Consider the following 16728-nt stretch of genomic DNA (forward strand, 5'->3'; position numbering starts at 1 on the left):
TTTCGATCGTGGTTCCCACTAAAACACATCCGAAGTCCGTCAACAAGGCTTAAACAAACTCTAGGACTTTTTCTGGCTCAGTAGCTATCCTTGCATCAGTTTATTTCCGCCATCCACAGACTTTCATCCACTCCACGGACACGGCATTCGTCCCGCGAAGGAGTCCCCATGAAGATTGCGGCAGGACTGCACAAAGATCACGCACCCCCGCAGAGCGGCAGCGACCCTGTAGCGCCGCAGAGCGGCACCGACCCTGTACCGTCCCGGACCGGCACCCGACCGGAGACGGCCGTACGCGTCATCCAGTTGACCGATCTCGCCGTACGCGGGCTCACCCGGATGTACGACGGGGACGGCTTCCCCCAGACCGCGCGCGGCGCGAGGACATCGTTCGGTACCGAACTCCGGCTCGAGGGGCGGAGCACGCGCTACACCTCGATCGCCGCCCTCGGACTGCACCTGCTGCCCGAACACGTGCAGCGCAGTGTGCTCCACGGGGACACGGCCGCCGAGCTCGCCCGTCGGGCGGGGATTCGGGCCCGCGGCCACCGTGACACCGGCGCCCTCGCCCTCGCGGTGTGGGCCTGCGCCGAGATCACCGGCGCGGTCGATTCCGCGCTCTACGAGGAACTGCGGGGCCGGTGCGAGAGCGGCAGCCCCCTGGCGACGGTCGACGCGTCCTGGGCCCTCACTGCCGCACTCGCCGCGCGCACACAATCCGATTCCGGTGGTCTCGTGCAGACGCTGAAGCGACGGATCCTCGCCGCGCAGGGTCCCGGTGGTCTCTTCCCCCACATGATTCCCGTGGGCACGGGCAGCAGACTGCGCCGGCACATCGGGTCCTTCGCCGATCAGGTCTATCCCCTCCAGGCACTCGCCCGGACGGCCGCGGCGACGGACGACGACGTCGCGTTCGCCGCGGCGAACGCGTGCGCCACCCGGATCTGCGCGCTGCAGGGCGAAGCCGGTCAGTGGTGGTGGCACTACGACTCGCGTGGGCACGGCGTGGTCGAGCGCTTCCCCGTCTACAGCGTCCACCAGCACGCGATGGCGCCGATGGTGCTGTTCGATCTCGCCGCAGCCGGCGGCGACGACCACACCGCCGCAATCGAACTCGGGATCGACTGGCTTCAGAGCCATCCCGAGACGCTGGCCGATCTCGTCTGCGAGTCCCAGGACGTCGTCTGGCGCAAGGTCGGTCGGCGTGAACCGCGCAAGGCCGCGAGATCGCTGGCTGCCGCGGCCACCGCACTGCGTCCGGGTTCGGAACTGCCGGGACTCGACCGACTCCTTCCCGCCGGAGTCGTGGACTACGAATGCCGCCCGTACGAACTCGGCTGGATGCTCTACGCGTGGCTGCCGCGCAACGAATTCGGAGGAACCCGATGACCGTCAACCCCACCACCGGCACCCGCACGTCGGCGACCCTGTTCGGGATGCCGCTCGACGCCGTCACGATGGACGAGGCCGTGGCGCGGTGCCGCGACGCCCTCGAGCGTCGAGAACCGATGACCGTCGGAGTCGTCAACGCCGCGAAGACCGTTCGCCTCCGCAAGGACGCGGCCCTGCGCGAATCTCTGCTCGAGTGCGACATACTCCTCGCCGACGGTCAGGCGGTTGTGTGGGCGGGCAATCTCCTCGGATATCCGCTGCCCGAACGCGTCGCCGGTATCGACCTGTTCACCTCGCTGCTCGCGACGGCCGACACCGAACACCGCTCCGTCTATCTGCTCGGCGCGGAGCAGTCGGTGCTCGACGCCCTCGTCGACGTCCTCACCACGAAGTATCCCGGCCTCCGCATCACCGGTGCCCACCACGGCTACTTCGACGAATCCGAGGAGGAGTCGATCGCCCGGGCCATCCGCGAGTCCCGCGCGGACATGCTGTTCCTCGGCATGCCCTCTCCTCGCAAGGAGAACTTCCTGCGGCGCTGGGAGGACGTGCTGGACGTCCCGATCCGTCACGGTGTGGGTGGCTCGTTCGACGTCCTCGCCGGGATCACCAAGCGCGCACCCGAGCGGTGGCAGCGCGCCGGCATGGAGTGGGCCTACCGCCTCCTGCAGGAACCGCGCCGGATGTGGCGGCGTTATCTCACGACCAACACCGCGTTCCTGATCCTGCTCGCCCGCGAGCGTTTCCGCATTACCCCGCCCTATCCGCGTCCCGAGAAACTCCCGACCCCGAGGAAGCATCATGGCTGACACATTCAGCGGCACCGTCGCCGTCGTCGGACTCGGCTACATCGGCCTGCCGACGGCCGTCGTCCTCGCGACCCGCGACATCGACGTCATCGGCGTGGACATCGATCCCCGTATCGTGTCGGCCGTCTCGCGGGGCGAGGTGCCGTTCGCCGAACCCGATCTCGCGGTGAGCCTGGCCGGCGCCGTGGCCATGGGGACGTTGAGCGCGACCGACACGGTTCCCCTCGCCGACGCGTACATCATCGCCGTGCCGACACCGTTCAACGCCGATCACACCGCCGACCTGTCGTACGTGCGGCGGGCGACCGAGCAGATCGCCCCGCAGTTGCGCGGTGGGGAGATCGTGGTGCTCGAATCGACGTCACCGCCCGGTACCACCGAGAGCGTCAGCCGGTGGTTGTCCGAACTGCGACCCGATCTCCGTCTCCCCCATGCCGACGAGGGTCTGCCGGACATCCATGTCGCCCACTGCCCCGAACGGGTGCTCCCGGGCCGCATCATGATCGAGATGATCACGAACGACCGCGTGGTCGGTGGGATCACGCCGCTGTGCGCCGAGCGCGCCGCCTCGATCTACCGCGTCTTCTGTCAGGGCGAGATCTGCCTGACCGACGCCGCGAGCGCCGAGATGGCGAAACTGGTCGAGAACGCCTACCGCGACATCAACATCGCCTTCGCCAACGAGTTGTCGTACGTCTCGGACGAACTCGAACTGGATGTCTGGGAGGTCATCCGGCTGGCGAATCGCCATCCCCGGGTGAACATCCTCAGTCCCGGCCCCGGTGTCGGCGGGCACTGCATCGCGGTCGATCCGTGGTTCATCGTCGGTGCGTCGCCGGGTTCGGCGAAGTTGATCCGCACCGCACGCGAGATCAACGATTCCAAGCCGAACTACGTGGCCCAGCAGGTCATCGAAACCTGTTCGCGTTTCAAGAATCCGACGGTCGCGTGCCTGGGGCTGACGTTCAAGGCCAACGTCGACGACATCCGGGAGAGTCCGGCCCTGCACGTCGTCGAGCTCATCGCCAAGGCGTTGCCCGACGTCGAACTCCTGCTCGCCGATCCGTTCGTGCACGAGGTGCCCGATACCCTCGTCGGCTACGAAAGTGTGCGTACCGCGCGGTGCCGGGACGCCATCGCCGCCGCGGACATCGTCGTCGAGCTCGTAGACCACGATCAGTTCCGGTCGCTGTCGCGCAGCCTCCTGGCGGGCAAGGTCGTGTACGACACCCGCGGTGTGTGGCGCTGAACCCACGAAAATACGGCACCCACGGAAATACGGCCGGTAGGTGTTCTCACACCTACCGGCCGTATTCCTTTCGGGCGACATTCCTTTCGGACTGCGCGGTATCCGGATCTGTCAGTAGGAGCCGACCGCTTCGACGGGCGCGAACTCCGAGGGGCGGGGTCCGAGGCCGAAGAAGTGCTCGATCGCCGCCACCGAACGCTGGGCGGCGCTCCCGTCGCCGTACGGATTGACCGCGCGGGCCATCTCGTCGTACGCAGCGGGCTGTGTGAGCAGGCGGGTGACCCATTCGACGATGAGCTCCTCGTCCGTCCCCACCAGCCGGACGGTTCCCGCCGTGACGGCCTCGGGCCGCTCGGTGGTCTCGCGCATCACGAGGACGGGCTTGCCGAGGCTCGGCGCTTCCTCCTGCACACCGCCGCTGTCGGTCAGCACGATCGTCGACGCCGCCATCGCGAGCGCGAAGTCGCTGTAGGACAGCGGGTTCGTCACCACCACGTTGTCCAGGTCGGCGAGGGGCGGGAGGAGGACCTCCCGCACGATCGGATTGAGATGTGCCGGCAGCAGGAAGGTCATGTGCGGGAACGCGCGGGCCAGACGGGCGATGGCCCGCGCCGAGCACGCCATCGGTTCGCCCCAGGACTCGCGCCGATGAGCCGTGACGAGAACCATCGGACGATCCAGCAGCGGAGCGAGATCCGGATTGTCGAGCGAGGGTTGCTGCGAGGTCACGGTGTAGAGCGCGTCGATCACCGTATTTCCGGTGACGACGATGTCGCCGGGATCGATCCCGTCCGCCAGAAGGTTGGCGCGGGAGGTGGGGGTGGGCGCCAGGTGCAGCGACGCCAACTGCGAGGTCAGGCGCCGATTCAGCTCCTCGGGGAAGGGGTTGTAGCGATCCCCCGTCCGGAGTCCGGCCTCGAGGTGCACGAGCGGCACCTTGCAGTAGAACGCCGCGAGGGCCGCGGCGAAGCAGGTCGTCGTATCTCCTTGGACGAGAACCGCACCGGGTTCCTCCCGCGCGATCACATCCGACACCCCGCCGAGGGCCTTGGCCGTGATGGCCTCGAGCCCCTGCCGTTGGGTGAGGATGTCGAGGTCGTGGCTCGGTTCGATACCGAACAGGGTGTTGACCTGGTCCAGCATCTCGCGGTGCTGGCCGGTCACTGCGACAACGGGTTCGAGTACTTCCGATCTCTGCAGGGCGGTGACGACCGGCGCCATCTTGATCGCCTCGGGACGAGTTCCGTAGACCACCAAAACCTTCTCCATCGCCCAAGAATAGCGTGAAATCAGTACTTCAGGACCGTTTAAATCCTAAAAACCAACTTTCAGTTCGTTATGCTCGGATGGGCACACAGAAACGGCTCCCCNGGCGCAGTGGGGAGCCGTCGTCGAGGCTGTGTGCCGTACGGGTCAGCCGGCGGGTTCGAGCACCTCGCGTCCCACGAACGGGACGAGGGCCTCGGGCACCTTCACCGAACCGTCGGCCTGCTGGTGGTTCTCGAGCAGCGCCACGAGCCAACGGGTGGTCGCGAGCGTGCCGTTGAGGGTCGCGGCGGTCTGCGGCTTGCCGTTCTCGTCGCGGTACCGGACGTTCAGGCGACGCGCCTGGAAGGTCGTGCAGTTCGACGTCGACGTGAGCTCGCGGTAGCGCTCCTGCGTGGGCACCCACGCCTCGCAGTCGAACTTGCGGGACGCCGACGACCCGAGATCGCCGGCGGCGACGTCGATGACGCGGTACGGCACGTCGATGACGGCGAGCATGTCGCGCTCCCAGGCCAGCAGACGCTCGTGCTCCGCCGCGGCCTCCTCGGGCCGGCAGTAGACGAACATCTCGACCTTGTCGAACTGGTGCACACGGATGATGCCGCGGGTGTCCTTGCCGTAGCTGCCCGCCTCGCGACGGAAGCACGACGACCAGCCCGCGTAGCGCTTCGGTCCCTTCGACAGGTCGAGGATCTCGCCGGAGTGGTAACCCGCGAGCGGCACCTCGGAGGTGCCCACGAGGTAGAGGTCGTCCTCCTCGAGCCGGTACACCTCGTCGGCGTGCCGGCCGAGGAAGCCGGTGCCCTGCATGACCTCGGGACGCACGAGCACGGGCGGGATCATCATCGTGAACCCGTTCGCGGTGGCCTTCTGGGCGGCGAGCTGCAGCAGACCCAGTTGGAGCAGCGCGCCGTAACCGGTGAGGAAGTAGAACCGGGCGCCGGAGACCTTGGCGCCGCGCTCCATGTCGATGAGCCCGAGCGACTCGCCGAGCGCGAGGTGGTCCTTCGGTTCGAAGTCGAAGGTGGGCAGCTCGCCGACCGTCTCCAGCGTGACGAAGTCGTCCTCGCCGCCGGCGGGCACGCCGTCCTGCACGACGTTGGAGATCGCGAGGTGCGCGCGATCGAAGGCCTCCTGCGCGGCGTGCTGCTCGGCCTCGAGTTCCTTGACCTTCGCGGCCAGTTCCTTGGCACCGTCGAGCAGCGCGGGGCGCTCCTCGGGAGACGCCTTGCCGACCTTCTTGCCCAGGGCCTTCTGCTCGGCGCGTGCGTTGTCGCCGGCGAGGACGGCGGCGCGACGGGAGGCGTCGGCCTCGAGCAGCACGTCGACGAGGCCCGGGTCCTCTCCCCGCATGCGCTGCGACTCGCGGACGGCGTCGGGATTCTCGCGGAGGAACTTGAGGTCGATCACGGGATCGAAGCCTACCGCTGCCAGAGTTCCAGGTAGTCGTCGCGCCCGAACATCTTTGCCGTGTCCTCCGCGGTGGGGTGCCCGTGACGCGGGTCGGCACCGGCCTCGGCGAGCACCCGCACCACTGCCTCGACGCCCTTGAAGACCGCACCCGCGAGAGGCGACTGGCCGCGGTCGTTGAGCCGGTTCACGTCGGCTCCCCGCTCGACCAAGGCCTGTACGGCGTCGGCATGACCGTGGTAGGACGCCAGCATGAGCAGCGTGTCGCCGGTCTCGTTGGTGAGGTTCACCGGTACCCCGGCGTCGACGTACGCGGTGAGGGTCTCGACGTCTCCCTGGCGGGCGGCGTCGAAGGTCTGCTTGGCGATCTCGAGAATCTCGGGATCGATCGGGTCGTCGGCCATGAGCCGAAACTACCTGCGTCCACTCGAACAGGCATGATGGAAGTGATGGCCGAAGACAACAAGCCCAAGCCCGACCGGCGCCCGCCCTCGGCGCGGTTGACTCGACGCGCCCTCGTGCTCGTCGCGGCCGGTGCCGTCCTGGCAGCGATCGCGACGTTCGTCGTCGCGGGGTTCCAGGGCGCCGACGGCGGGGACGACAGTGCCGGCGCCGGCATCAGCACGACCGGCGCGGTCGCGGGGGAAGCGTTCGGTACCGCCACCGCCGGCGATTGCCTGACCTGGAGTGCTCTCGACGCGAGCGACCTCGCGAAGGTCGACTGCGCCGAGACGCATCTGTTCGAGGTGGTCGCCGACATCGACCTGAGCCTGTATCCCGGCACCGAATGGGGACCGGGATCACGCTTCCCGTCGGTCACGCGCTTCACCGAGCTGCGCGACGAGCAGTGCGCACCCGCCGCGATGGACTATCTCGACGGCCGGTTCGACCCGCACGGCAAGTTCAGCATCGGCCTCATCAACCCCGGCGAGGCGGGCTGGGCGGCCGGCGAACGCACGCTGCGGTGCGGTCTGCAGTTCTCGTCGACCACCGGCAACCTGCTGCCCATCAAGGGCCGGGTCGCCGATCAGGACCAGTCGCGGGCCTGGGACGTCGGCGTCTGCATCGGCATCAACAACGGTGTGCCTGCCGACCCGGTGGAGTGTTCCAAGCCGCACGCCTTCGAGGTCGTCGCAGTCGTCGACCTCGGTGGGCAGTTCCCCGGCGGCCTGCCGAGCATCGAGGACCAGGACGGCTATCTCGAGGAGACCTGCACGCGCCTGGTCAACGAGTACCTCGGCGACCCCGAGGCTCTGCGCAACAAGACCCTCACGCTGTTCTGGGACAACCTCGACTACGACAGCTGGCTCGCCGGCAGCCGCAAGGTGAACTGCTCGATCGGCAAGCAGGTCGAGGATGGCGGCTTCTCGTCGATCACGGGCAGCGCCAAGGGCGACATCCTCATCGACGGCCAGCCGCCCGTGCCGCCACCGCCCGTGCCGGAAGGCCGGTCGTTGCCGACGCCTCTGCCGGGCGCCGTTCCCCTGCCGGGGTCGTGACGTGCCCGTGCACATGGAGGACGAGCACTTCGAGGAGCTCGTCTCGGAAGCGCTCGACGAGATCCCCCGCGAACTCGCGCGGGCGATCGACAACGTCGTGGTCCTCGTCGAGCCCCGCCACGAGGAAGAACCCGACCTGCTGGGTCTGTATCAGGGCGTCGCGCTGACCGAGCGCGACAGCCACTACGCGGGATCGCTACCGGACACGATCACGATCTACCGCGACGCGATCCTCGACATCTGCGAGAGCGACGACGACGTCGTGCACGAGGTACTGGTCACCGTCGTCCACGAGATCGCGCACTATTTCGGAATCGACGAAGAGCGCCTCCACCAGCTGGGCTGGGGCTGAGGCGCTCTTCGCGATCGGTACCGGGTGCTACTTGTTGCGGGCCGCGGTCGCCTTGTCGAGGCGGGGTCCCTTGGCCTTGCGCTGACCGAAGTGCGGGCTGAGCGTCGAAACGACGAACATGATGACGGTTCCGACAGCGACGACGGCCACGGTGAGCCACACGACGATGACGCCGAAGAGTTCCAACATGCCCGGTTACCTCCACAGTCGATGTCACTTCGAGGCAAACGGCACACGTCCGCCCCGGGGGTCACCCTACCGTCCGCGTTCCGCCGGGTGACGACCGACTCCGCCCGCGCTCCGGTGGGGACTCAGAGGGTGGTGAAGTGCTCGAGCTTCGGCGCTCCCGCCAGGAGGGGTCCGAGGTCGGTGATGGCACCCTCGCCGGCGCGGAACTTGCGGTAGGCGGCGTCGTGCTCGGCCGAGCGCCACTTCTCCACGACCACCCAACGGGCCTCGTTCTTCTGATCCACAAGGATCTCGATGCCGTCGCATCCGTCGAACTGTCGCGTCTCGTCGAGCACGCGGCTCATGACCTTCTTCGCGTCGTCGAGGGAGTCGGCCTTGAATTCGAGTTCGAGCAGAGCGGTGAGCGCCATGGGAGACCTTCCGTGATGTGCGATGTGACTGCCCTCACCACATTTCCCCATGGATGAGAACTGCGCAATACCTCTGCGGAAACAGGATTATCGGGAGGCCGACGCGAGAGCGGGAAGGACGTGGTGCTCGAGCAGCGGCGCGAGATCGTCGGGCAGCGGAAGGGCCGCCGGGTCGAGCCAGCGCGTCTCGGCGATCTCCGCGGCGGCGCCGGCGACCTCCACGAGCGGGTGTTCGTAGACGGTTCCTTCGAGCCGGTAACCGGGCTCGTTGGCGGCCTCGGCGTCGAAGACCCCGACGAGACGCAACGACGACAGATCCAGTTCGGCGCCCAGTTCCTCGGCGCACTCGCGCACGGCGGTCTCGGCCGGGGTCTCCCCCGGATCCGGCTTTCCTCCGGGCAGCATGAACCGCGACGTGTTCCGCTTCCGCACGGTGAGCACCTCACCGGCGGCGTTGCGGAGAACGACGGCGCTCACTCTGATCACACGGTCACGAATCGCGGGGTGCTGGTTCACCGGACCATCCTAGGACCGGTCAGAACATGCTGTAGCCACCGTCGATGAGCGTCGTGCTGCCGGTCTGGAAGGACGACGCATCGCTCGCGAGATAGACGGCGATGCCTTCGAAATCCTCCGGGGTGCCCCACCGGCCGAGCGGCACGCGGCCGATGACGTTCGAGTTGAAGACGTCGGACTCCTGCAGCGGACCGGTCATGTCGGTGGCGATCCAGCCCGGCAGCACGCTGTTGACCCGGATCCGGTGACGCGCGAACTCGACGGCACAGCCGTTCGCGAGCGCGAGCACCGCGGCCTTGCTCGCCCCGTACGGCTGGTTGCGTCCGGCGCCCTGCAGCGCACCGAGGCTCGACGTGACGATCATCGAACCCCCGGTGCCCTGCTCGACGAGCACACGCGAGGTCTCCCGCATCGTGAAGAACGCGCCGTCGACGTTCGTCGCCATGACGGCGCGGTACCGCTCGGTCGTCGACTCGTGGAACTTCTGCAGCGACGACCCGATGCCGGCGTTGACCACCACGATGTCGAGCCCACCGAAGTCGTCGACGAGCGCCGCGACACCGTCGGTCACGGCCTGCTCGTCGGAGACGTCGACCGCGCGGGTCGCCACGCGGCCGGCGAACCTCCCGATGTCGGCCGCGGCCTTCGCGAGCTTGTCCTCGCTCCGGCCCCACAGGGTGACGTCGGCGCCGGCACGGGCGAGACCCCGGGCCATGCCGAGACCGATCCCCGCGGAACCACCCGTGACGAGAGCGCGCTTGCCTGTGAGGTCGAACATCGAATCCCTCTTCCCTGAAACGATTACGCGTACCCGGCAGCGATGTCGCGGCCGATGATCTCCTTCATGATCTCGGTGGTGCCACCGTAGATCGTCTGGATGCGTGCATCGACGTAGGCGCGCCCGATCGGGTACTCCATCATGTAGCCGTACCCGCCGTGCAACTGCACGCAGCGGTCGACGACGCGCTTCTGCAGTTCGGTCGCCCACCACTTGGCCTTCGACGCATCCACCGGTGTGAGCTCCCCGGCATTGAGGGCGAGTACGCACCGGTCGACATGCGACTCGGTGATCTCGATCTCGGTGAGCATCTCGGCGAGCGCGAAGCGGGTGTTCTGCAGGTCGCCGATGGGCTTGCCGAATGCCTTGCGCTCGAAGACGTACTGCACGGTCCACTCGTAGGCGGCCCGCGCCGAGGTGATCGCGCTGACGGCGATACCGATGCGTTCGAGGGGCAGGTTCTCCATCAGGTGCACGAAGCCGCGACCCTCGGTGCCGAGGAGGTTCCCGGCGGGGACGCGGGCGTCCTCGAAGACGAGTTCGGCGGTGTCCTGCGCGGCGAGACCGACCTTGTTGAGCTTGCGGCCCCTGCTGAAACCGGGGGTGTCGCGCTCGACGACGATGAGCGAGAAGCCCTTCGACCCCGCACTCGGGTCGGTGCGGCACACCACGATGACGAGATCGGAGTGGATTCCGTTGGTGATGAACGTCTTCTGGCCGTTGATCACCCACTCGTCACCGTCGCGTACGGCGGTGGTCTTCACACCCTGCAGGTCGGATCCGGCGCCCGGTTCGGTCATGGCGATCGCGCCGATGCGTTCACCGGTGGCGAGTGCCGACAGCCAGCGCGCCTTCTGCTCCTCCGTGCCGAGGTGGAGGATGTACGGGATCGCGATGTCGTCCTGCAGTGCGAGTCCGGCGCCGAAGGAGGTCGTTCCGGTGCGCGCGATCTCCTCCTGCACGATGTGCCGGAAGCGGTAGTCGGTCACGCCCGAACCGCCGAACTCCTCGGGTACCCCGAGGCCGACGATGCCGGACTTGCCCGCGGCGATCCACGCCGACCGGTCGACGAGGCGCTCCTCCTCCCACCGCTCGTAGTTCGGTTCGATCTCGCGGGCGAGGAACTCGCGCACGGTCTCCCGGTACGCCTCGTGGTCGTCGTCGAAATGGGTGCGTTTCATGGCTTCTCCTAGGCGTTCACGCGCGACATCATGCCGCTCAGACGCTCCGCGATGAGACTCTCGGCGTCGGCGACGATGCGCTCGACCAATTCCCCCGCGGTGGGGATGTCGTGGATGATTCCCTGGACGGTACCGACCGTCCAGATGCCGGCCTCGGGATCGCCGTTCTCGTAGACGAGGCGGCCGCGGGCACCGGCGACGAGGTCGCGCACGTCCTCGAACCGCCCTCCGCGGTCGAGGATCTCGACGACCTCGCGGCTGACGGTGTTGCTCGCGACGCGGGCGGTGTTGCGCAGCGGACGGAAGATGAGCTCGGTGTCGGTCTCACTCGCCGCGACGATGGCTTCCTTGATGGTGCGGTGGATCGGCGATTCCTCGGTGCACATGAAGCGGGTGCCCATGTTGATGCCGTCGGCGCCGAGCGCGAGGGCCGCGACCAGACCACGACCGTCACCGAAGCCGCCGGAGGCGATCATCGGGATGGTGATCTTCTCGGCCGCGGCGGCGATGAGCACGAGGCCGGGAACGTCGTCCTCACCGGGGTGCCCGGCGCATTCGAAACCGTCGATGCTGATGCCGTCGACACCGATGTCCTGCGCCTTGACGGCGTGCCGGACGCTGGTGCACTTGTGCAGCACCTTGATTCCGGCAGCGTGGAAGTCGGGCAGGTGCGGCGCGGGATTCGATCCGGCCGTCTCGACGATCTTCACACCGGAGTCGATGATGACCTGGCGGTACTCCTCGTAGGGCGGCGGGTTGATCGCCGGCAGGATCGTGAGGTTGACGCCGAACGGCTGGTCGGTGAGTTCGCGGGTGCGCTCGATCTCCTTCGCGAGATCCTCGGGGGTCGGCTGCGTCAGAGCGGTGATCATGCCGAGCGCGCCGGCGTTGGCGACCGCTGCGACGAGTTCGGCGCGGCCGACCCACTGCATCCCTCCCTGCACGATGGGATGGCGGACGCCGAAGGTTTCGGTGAAAGCGGTGGTCAGCACGGCATGGACTCCTTGCGTGGAGGTGGTTGGAAAGACTCTCAGGCGGCCGGGTGGTGACCCACGACCCGCAGTGCGATCACGATGTACCGCTGGGCAATCTGAGCGGGAGTGAGGGGACCGCCGAGTTGGTACCAGCGGACGATGGACTGGAACATCCCGAGGAGGGCGCGCACGGCCTCCTCGACGTCGTCGACGTCGAACACCTTCTGGGCGACGCCCTCGCGCACCAGGTCGAGCATCATCAGCTCGAGACGCTTGCGGGTCGCGGCGTAGGTCCGGCGGTTCTCCGGGGAGATGTGGCGCACTTCGGAATCCAGGCCCGAACGCTGTGTGCGGTGGGTCATGTTCAGCACGATCGCCTCGACGGCGTTGACGAAGCGGGCGACCGGGTCGTCGCCGCCGTCCGCGACCGCGGCCGAGACACGGTCGATGAGGTCGAGGACGGCGGCGTCGAGCAGCGTGACGAGAACGGCTTCCTTGTTCTCGTAGTGGTAGTACATCGCGGGCACCGTCACGCCGACCCGGCGGGCCAGGTCGCGGACGGTGGTGCCGTGGAAGCCGTTCTCGCTGAACGCTTCCAGGGCGTGTTCGAGGATGGGGTCGAGCCCCAGAGGCTGGAACTCACGCCAGTCCGCGGACTGCACGTCCGCGTGGGGCGTGTCGGATTCCTCGGCCTCGTATGCCGGGGTCATCGACCCCCTCCTCTCACAGTCGGTGCTCGGGTCAGCGCGGAGCCATGCGGATCGCGCCGTCGAGGCGGATGACCTCGCCGTTGAGCATCGGGTTCGAGACGATGTGCGCGGCGAGGGCACCGTACTCGGACGGATCGCCGAGGCGGGCCGGGTGCGGCACCTGTGCGCCGAGCGAGGCCTGGGCCTCCTCCGGCAGCGAGCCGAGCAGCGGGGTCTTGAACAGGCCCGGTGCGATGGTGACGACGCGGATGAGCAGCGACGCGAGGTCGCGGGCGATCGGCAGGGTCATGCCGACGACACCGCCCTTGGACGCCGAGTAGGCGGCCTGTCCGATCTGGCCGTCGAAGGCGGCGACGGAGGCGGTGTTGATGATGACGCCGCGCTCGCCGTCGACCGGCTCGGTCTTGGCGATGCGCTCGGCGGCGAGACGGATGACATTGAACGTGCCGAACAGGTTGACGTCGACGACCTTCTTGAACGCGTCGAGCGGGAAGGCACCCTTCTTGCTGACGGTCTTGATCGCGTTGCCGATGCCGGCGCAGTTCACCGCGACACGCACGGGTCCGAGCGACTCGGCGACGTCGAGGGCCTCGGTGACGGCGGCCTCGTCGGTGACGTCGGCGGCGACGAAGCGGACGCGGTCGCCGAGCTCCTTGGCGATGGTCTCACCGTTGGACGACGGCAGATCGATGATGACGATCTGCGCGCCGTCGTTCAGCAGGGCCTTGACGGTGGCGAGACCGAGGCCGGAGGCACCACCGGTGACGACGGCGACGCTGTCGTTGACGATCATTGATTACCCTTTCGAGAGTGGTTGCAGTTCGGAGCTTTTCGGTACGTCGTTGTTGTCAGAGACGTTCGATGACGGTGGCGTTGGCCATGCCCGCGCCCTCGCACATCGTCTGCAGGCCGTAGCGACCACCGGTGGCCTCGAGGTGGTTGACCAGGGTCGACAGCAGGCGGGTGCCCGACGACCCGAGCGCGTGACCGAGTGCGATCGCGCCGCCCCACGGGTTGAGCTTGGCCGGATCGGCACCGAGTTCGTGCGCCCAGGCGAGCGGCACGGGCGCGAACGCCTCGTTGACCTCGTAGGCGTCGATGTCGTCGATGCCCAGACCCGCGCGGGCGAGCACCTTCTGCGTGGCCGGGATCGGGGCGGTGAGCATGAAGACCGGGTCGTCGCCGGCGACGGAGAACGAGTGGAAGCGGGCGCGCGGGGTCAGGCCCAGCTTGTTCGCCATCTCCTCGCTCATGATGAGCGCGGCCGACGCACCGTCGGTCAGCGGCGAGGAGTTGCCGGGGGTGATGACCCACTGCGCCTCGGGGAACCGGGTCGCGTACTCCTCGGTGTAGAAGGACGGCTCGAGGCCGGCGAGGCCCTCGGCGGTGGTGGAGGCACGCAGCGTCTCGTCGACGATGTGCTGTACCTGCTCGCCCGCGGCGTTCTCGACGGTGATCGGGACGATCTCCTTGTCGAAATATCCGGCCTCGTAGGCCGCGGCGGCACGCTGGTGCGACTGCGCGGAGTAGGCGTCGAGGGCGTCGCGGTCGAACTTCCACTTCGCGGCGATGAGCTCGGCGGAGATGCCCTGGTTGACCAGGCCCTCGGGGTAGCGGGCGCGCACGCTCGGACCGTGGGTGTCCTTGCCGAGGGTGGCGGTGCCCATCGGGATGCGGCTCATCGACTCGACACCGCACGCGATGACCATGTCGTAGGCGCCGGCGATGACGCCCTGCGCGGCGAAGTGCGCGGCCTGCTGGCTCGATCCGCACTGGCGGTCGATGGTGGTCGCGGGCACCGACTCGGGGAAGCCTGCGGCGAGGAGCGCGGTGCGCGAGATGTTGAGGGACTGCTCGCCGACCTGGGCGACGCAGCCGCCGATCACGTCGTCGACCTGCGCGGGGTCGATGCCGTTGCGCTCGACGAGCGAGCGCAGGACGTGGGCGAGGAGTTCGACGGGGTGGGTGCCGGACAGGGCGCCACCCGGCTTGCCCTTACCGACAGCGGTACGGACGACGTCGACGATGACAGCGTTGGTCATGACGATCCTTTCGAAAGTGCAGCGTGCGGGCCGGAGACGTTCCCAGCGGCGTACTTATCGATCGCTAAAAGCTCTACCACGGACTTAGCGCTCGGTCAATGGCCTCTGAGAGCTAGCGCACGCTAAGCCACTCTGATAGTGATGGATCACGACCCGAGTCGAGGAGACGCCCGTGCGCGCAGCGCAATTGACCGAACACGCCGGCCTCGACGCCGTCCGCGTGACCGACATCCCCGAACCCGAGGCAGGCGATTCGCTCGTCCTCGTCGACCTGCACGCCGCCGGCGTGTCCTTTCCCGATCTGTTGCAGACGACCGGCGGCTACCAGATGGTCCGGCCGCTGCCGTGCGTGCTCGGCGCCGAAGGAGCGGGCATCGTCCGCAGCGCACCCGAGGGCAGCGGCCTCACCGCCGGACAACGCGTCGCCGTGCTGTCCATCGACGGATCGTGGCAGCAGACCGTCGCACTGCCGCGCGAGCTGGTCTTCCCGCTGCCCGACAGCGTGTCGCTGACCGCGGGCGCCGGGATGCTCATGAACTACTTCACCGCGCACTTCGCGCTCGACGAGCGCGCCCGGTACCGGGCGGGTGAGACCGTCCTCGTCCACGGTGCGGCGGGCGGTCTCGGGGCGGCGTCGTTGCAGGTCGCCGCGGCACTCGGACTGGAAACGATCGCGGTGGTGAGCACCGAGGAGAAGGCCGCGGTGGCCAAGGCCAACCGCGCGACCCACACCGTCCTCGCCGACGGTTTCAAGGACCGCGTCCTCGAGCTCACCGGTGGGCGCGGAGTGGACATCGTGCTCGATCCCGTCGGCGGTGATCGGTTCACCGACAGCCTGCGCAGTCTCGCGCCGGGTGGACGTGCCGTCGTTCTCGGTTTCACCGGCGGCAGCATCCCCACCGCGAAGGTCAATCGCCTTCTGCTGAAGAACATCTCGGTCGTCGGCGCGGGGTGGGGCGAGTACCTCCGCGCCGACCCCGGCTACCCGGCGCGGCAGTGGGCCGCACTCGAACCGCTGCTGCGCGACGGGACGCTCGTCGTCCCCGAACCCACCCTCCATCCCCTCGACGAGGCTCCGGCAGCACTGCGTTCGCTCGAGAACCGTTCCGCGACCGGCAAGGTCGCGCTCGACCTGACGTCCCGACCCTAGGAGAACAGCCATGACCAACGACCTGCCCGGTGTCGACACGACCGTCGACGACGGCGTCCTGCGCGTCACCCTGAACCGTCCCTCGCGGATGAACGCCGTGAAGACCGAGACGCTCGACGCGATCGCCGATGCCTTCGAGAAGTACGCCGACGATGCCTCCGTCCGGGTCGCGGTGCTGACCGGCGTCGGTCGCGCGTTCTGTTCCGGCGCCGACCTTTCCGGTCGTGACCTGAGCGCTCCGCCCTCCGCCGACACGATCGACGCCGCCAACCGCGCGGTTGCCGCGATCCGGGCGCTCCCCCGGCCGGTCGTCGGAGCGGTCAACGGCGCGGCTGCGGGCGTCGGCGTATCGCTCGCTCTGGCATGCGATCTCACCGTCGCGAAGGAGTCGGGATACTTCCTGCTGGCCTTCACCCGGGTCGGTCTGATGCCGGACGGCGGTGCGTCCGCGCTCGTCGCCGCGTCGATCGGTCGCGCGCGGGCGCTGAAGATGGCCCTGTTGGCCGAGCGACTTCCGGCCGGTGAAGCGCTGGCATCCGGACTCATCGCGGACGTCTACGCGGACGACGAATTCGACAGTGCGGTCGAGACTCTCGTGCAGCGACTCGCCGACGGCCCGTCGACCGCCTTCGCTTCGACGAAGAATGCGATCAACGACGCGACGCTCACCGAACTCGACCACGCCTTCGCCCGCGAGCGCGAAGGGCAGCTCGTCCTGCTCGGCAGCGCCGACTTCACCGAGGGTGTGACGGCCTTCCAGGAGAAGCGCACCGCGAACTTCCGTCGCTGAACCGTCGACGA

Annotated in this window: 19 protein-coding genes; 7 read left to right on the top strand and 12 right to left on the bottom strand. The window is 68.1% G+C overall.

The features are described from left to right. Nucleotides 1-168 precede the first annotated feature (168 nt). From ACLBYD_RS00440 to wecC, 3 genes are read left to right on the top strand one after another with little or no spacing between them, the layout of a single operon-like run. Nucleotides 169-1389 (top strand): hypothetical protein, encoded by a 1221-nt coding sequence (locus ACLBYD_RS00440; RefSeq protein WP_447814985.1) that lies wholly within the window; start codon nt 169-171, stop codon nt 1387-1389. Further along, complete coding sequence (locus tag ACLBYD_RS00445) at nt 1386-2201, top strand: WecB/TagA/CpsF family glycosyltransferase (RefSeq protein ID WP_447814986.1); 816 nt, start codon at nt 1386-1388, stop codon at nt 2199-2201. Before ACLBYD_RS00440 ends, ACLBYD_RS00445 begins: the two co-directional genes overlap by 4 nt. Next, nucleotides 2194-3450 (top strand): UDP-N-acetyl-D-mannosamine dehydrogenase, encoded by a 1257-nt coding sequence (gene wecC / locus ACLBYD_RS00450; protein WP_060652293.1) that lies wholly within the window; start codon nt 2194-2196, stop codon nt 3448-3450. The genes ACLBYD_RS00445 and wecC overlap by 8 nt, the downstream gene beginning before the upstream one ends. Nucleotides 3451-3561: 111 nt before the next feature. On the opposite strand, the gene wecB is transcribed toward wecC, so the two are convergent. From wecB to ACLBYD_RS00465, 3 genes are all read right to left on the bottom strand, one after another. Then, nucleotides 3562-4719, bottom strand: a complete 1158-nt coding sequence (gene wecB, locus ACLBYD_RS00455) for a non-hydrolyzing UDP-N-acetylglucosamine 2-epimerase (protein ID WP_447814987.1) — start codon at nt 4717-4719, stop codon at nt 3562-3564. 144 nt (nt 4720-4863) lie between these two features. Further along, nucleotides 4864-6126, bottom strand: coding sequence for a serine--tRNA ligase (gene serS, locus ACLBYD_RS00460; RefSeq protein ID WP_447814988.1), 1263 nt, complete (start codon nt 6124-6126; stop codon nt 4864-4866). Nucleotides 6127-6137: 11 nt separating this feature from the next. After that, nucleotides 6138-6530 carry an ankyrin repeat domain-containing protein gene (locus tag ACLBYD_RS00465; RefSeq protein ID WP_060652296.1) on the bottom strand — a complete coding sequence of 131 codons (393 nt, stop codon included), beginning with the start codon at nt 6528-6530 and terminating at the stop codon, nt 6138-6140. Nucleotides 6531-6566: 36 nt separating this feature from the next. On the opposite strand from ACLBYD_RS00465, the gene ACLBYD_RS00470 reads away from it, so the two are divergent. Both ACLBYD_RS00470 and ACLBYD_RS00475 read left to right on the top strand, forming a co-directional pair. After that, nucleotides 6567-7625, top strand: a complete 1059-nt coding sequence (locus tag ACLBYD_RS00470; protein ID WP_447815342.1) for a septum formation family protein — start codon at nt 6567-6569, stop codon at nt 7623-7625. A 13-nt stretch (nt 7626-7638) separates the two neighbouring features. Continuing rightward, on the top strand, nt 7639-7977 hold the full coding sequence (locus ACLBYD_RS00475; RefSeq protein WP_033097890.1) for a metallopeptidase family protein: 339 nt from the start codon (nt 7639-7641) through the stop codon (nt 7975-7977). A gap of 27 nt (nt 7978-8004) precedes the next feature. On the opposite strand, the gene ACLBYD_RS00480 is transcribed toward ACLBYD_RS00475, so the two are convergent. The 9 genes from ACLBYD_RS00480 to ACLBYD_RS00520 form a co-directional block, all read right to left on the bottom strand. After that, nucleotides 8005-8166 (bottom strand): hypothetical protein, encoded by a 162-nt coding sequence (locus ACLBYD_RS00480; RefSeq protein ID WP_016933301.1) that lies wholly within the window; start codon nt 8164-8166, stop codon nt 8005-8007. Nucleotides 8167-8288: 122 nt separating this feature from the next. Beyond that, nucleotides 8289-8576, bottom strand: coding sequence for a putative quinol monooxygenase (locus ACLBYD_RS00485; protein WP_447814989.1), 288 nt, complete (start codon nt 8574-8576; stop codon nt 8289-8291). A gap of 87 nt (nt 8577-8663) precedes the next feature. After that, on the bottom strand, nt 8664-9062 hold the full coding sequence (locus ACLBYD_RS00490) for an NUDIX hydrolase (RefSeq protein ID WP_170318549.1): 399 nt from the start codon (nt 9060-9062) through the stop codon (nt 8664-8666). Nucleotides 9063-9111: 49 nt separating this feature from the next. Further along, nucleotides 9112-9870 (bottom strand): SDR family NAD(P)-dependent oxidoreductase, encoded by a 759-nt coding sequence (locus ACLBYD_RS00495; protein WP_447814990.1) that lies wholly within the window; start codon nt 9868-9870, stop codon nt 9112-9114. 23 nt (nt 9871-9893) lie between these two features. Then, nucleotides 9894-11051, bottom strand: coding sequence for an acyl-CoA dehydrogenase family protein (locus ACLBYD_RS00500; RefSeq protein WP_447814991.1), 1158 nt, complete (start codon nt 11049-11051; stop codon nt 9894-9896). Between the two features lie 8 nt (nt 11052-11059). Next, a complete protein-coding gene (locus ACLBYD_RS00505) occupies nt 11060-12043 on the bottom strand; it encodes an NAD(P)H-dependent flavin oxidoreductase (protein ID WP_447814993.1) in 984 nt (327 codons plus the stop codon). Nucleotides 12044-12081: 38 nt separating this feature from the next. After that, nucleotides 12082-12735 carry a TetR/AcrR family transcriptional regulator gene (locus tag ACLBYD_RS00510; RefSeq protein ID WP_447814994.1) on the bottom strand — a complete coding sequence of 218 codons (654 nt, stop codon included), beginning with the start codon at nt 12733-12735 and terminating at the stop codon, nt 12082-12084. A 31-nt stretch (nt 12736-12766) separates the two neighbouring features. Beyond that, nucleotides 12767-13528 carry a 3-hydroxyacyl-CoA dehydrogenase gene (locus ACLBYD_RS00515; protein ID WP_120281047.1) on the bottom strand — a complete coding sequence of 254 codons (762 nt, stop codon included), beginning with the start codon at nt 13526-13528 and terminating at the stop codon, nt 12767-12769. A gap of 55 nt (nt 13529-13583) precedes the next feature. Beyond that, complete coding sequence (locus ACLBYD_RS00520) at nt 13584-14777, bottom strand: thiolase family protein (protein ID WP_447814995.1); 1194 nt, start codon at nt 14775-14777, stop codon at nt 13584-13586. Between the two features lie 172 nt (nt 14778-14949). On the opposite strand from ACLBYD_RS00520, the gene ACLBYD_RS00525 reads away from it, so the two are divergent. Continuing rightward, on the top strand, nt 14950-15927 hold the full coding sequence (locus ACLBYD_RS00525; RefSeq protein WP_447814996.1) for an NADPH:quinone oxidoreductase family protein: 978 nt from the start codon (nt 14950-14952) through the stop codon (nt 15925-15927). Nucleotides 15928-15937: 10 nt separating this feature from the next. Then, a complete protein-coding gene (locus tag ACLBYD_RS00530; protein WP_447814997.1) occupies nt 15938-16717 on the top strand; it encodes an enoyl-CoA hydratase in 780 nt (259 codons plus the stop codon). The last annotated feature ends 11 nt before the right edge of the window (nt 16718-16728 follow it).

The organism is Rhodococcus sp. C26F, assembly GCF_053345925.1.

Bases quoted from the DNA above. Each gene is read 5' to 3' on its own strand.
- ACLBYD_RS00440 (WP_447814985.1), top strand. From the start codon at position 169: ATGAAGATTGCGGCAGGACTGCACAAAGATCACGCACCCCCGCAGAGC.
- ACLBYD_RS00445 (WP_447814986.1), top strand. From the start codon at position 1,386: ATGACCGTCAACCCCACCACCGGCACCCGCACGTCGGCGACCCTGTTC.
- wecC (WP_060652293.1), top strand. From the start codon at position 2,194: ATGGCTGACACATTCAGCGGCACCGTCGCCGTCGTCGGACTCGGCTAC.
- wecB (WP_447814987.1), bottom strand. From the start codon at position 4,719: ATGGAGAAGGTTTTGGTGGTCTACGGAACTCGTCCCGAGGCGATCAAG.
- ACLBYD_RS00465 (WP_060652296.1), bottom strand. From the start codon at position 6,530: ATGGCCGACGACCCGATCGATCCCGAGATTCTCGAGATCGCCAAGCAG.
- ACLBYD_RS00470 (WP_447815342.1), top strand. From the start codon at position 6,567: ATGGAAGTGATGGCCGAAGACAACAAGCCCAAGCCCGACCGGCGCCCG.
- ACLBYD_RS00475 (WP_033097890.1), top strand. From the start codon at position 7,639: ATGGAGGACGAGCACTTCGAGGAGCTCGTCTCGGAAGCGCTCGACGAG.
- ACLBYD_RS00480 (WP_016933301.1), bottom strand. From the start codon at position 8,166: ATGTTGGAACTCTTCGGCGTCATCGTCGTGTGGCTCACCGTGGCCGTC.
- ACLBYD_RS00485 (WP_447814989.1), bottom strand. From the start codon at position 8,576: ATGGCGCTCACCGCTCTGCTCGAACTCGAATTCAAGGCCGACTCCCTC.
- ACLBYD_RS00495 (WP_447814990.1), bottom strand. From the start codon at position 9,870: ATGTTCGACCTCACAGGCAAGCGCGCTCTCGTCACGGGTGGTTCCGCG.
- ACLBYD_RS00500 (WP_447814991.1), bottom strand. From the start codon at position 11,051: ATGAAACGCACCCATTTCGACGACGACCACGAGGCGTACCGGGAGACC.
- ACLBYD_RS00510 (WP_447814994.1), bottom strand. From the start codon at position 12,735: ATGACCCCGGCATACGAGGCCGAGGAATCCGACACGCCCCACGCGGAC.
- ACLBYD_RS00515 (WP_120281047.1), bottom strand. From the start codon at position 13,528: ATGATCGTCAACGACAGCGTCGCCGTCGTCACCGGTGGTGCCTCCGGC.
- ACLBYD_RS00520 (WP_447814995.1), bottom strand. From the start codon at position 14,777: ATGACCAACGCTGTCATCGTCGACGTCGTCCGTACCGCTGTCGGTAAG.
- ACLBYD_RS00530 (WP_447814997.1), top strand. From the start codon at position 15,938: ATGACCAACGACCTGCCCGGTGTCGACACGACCGTCGACGACGGCGTC.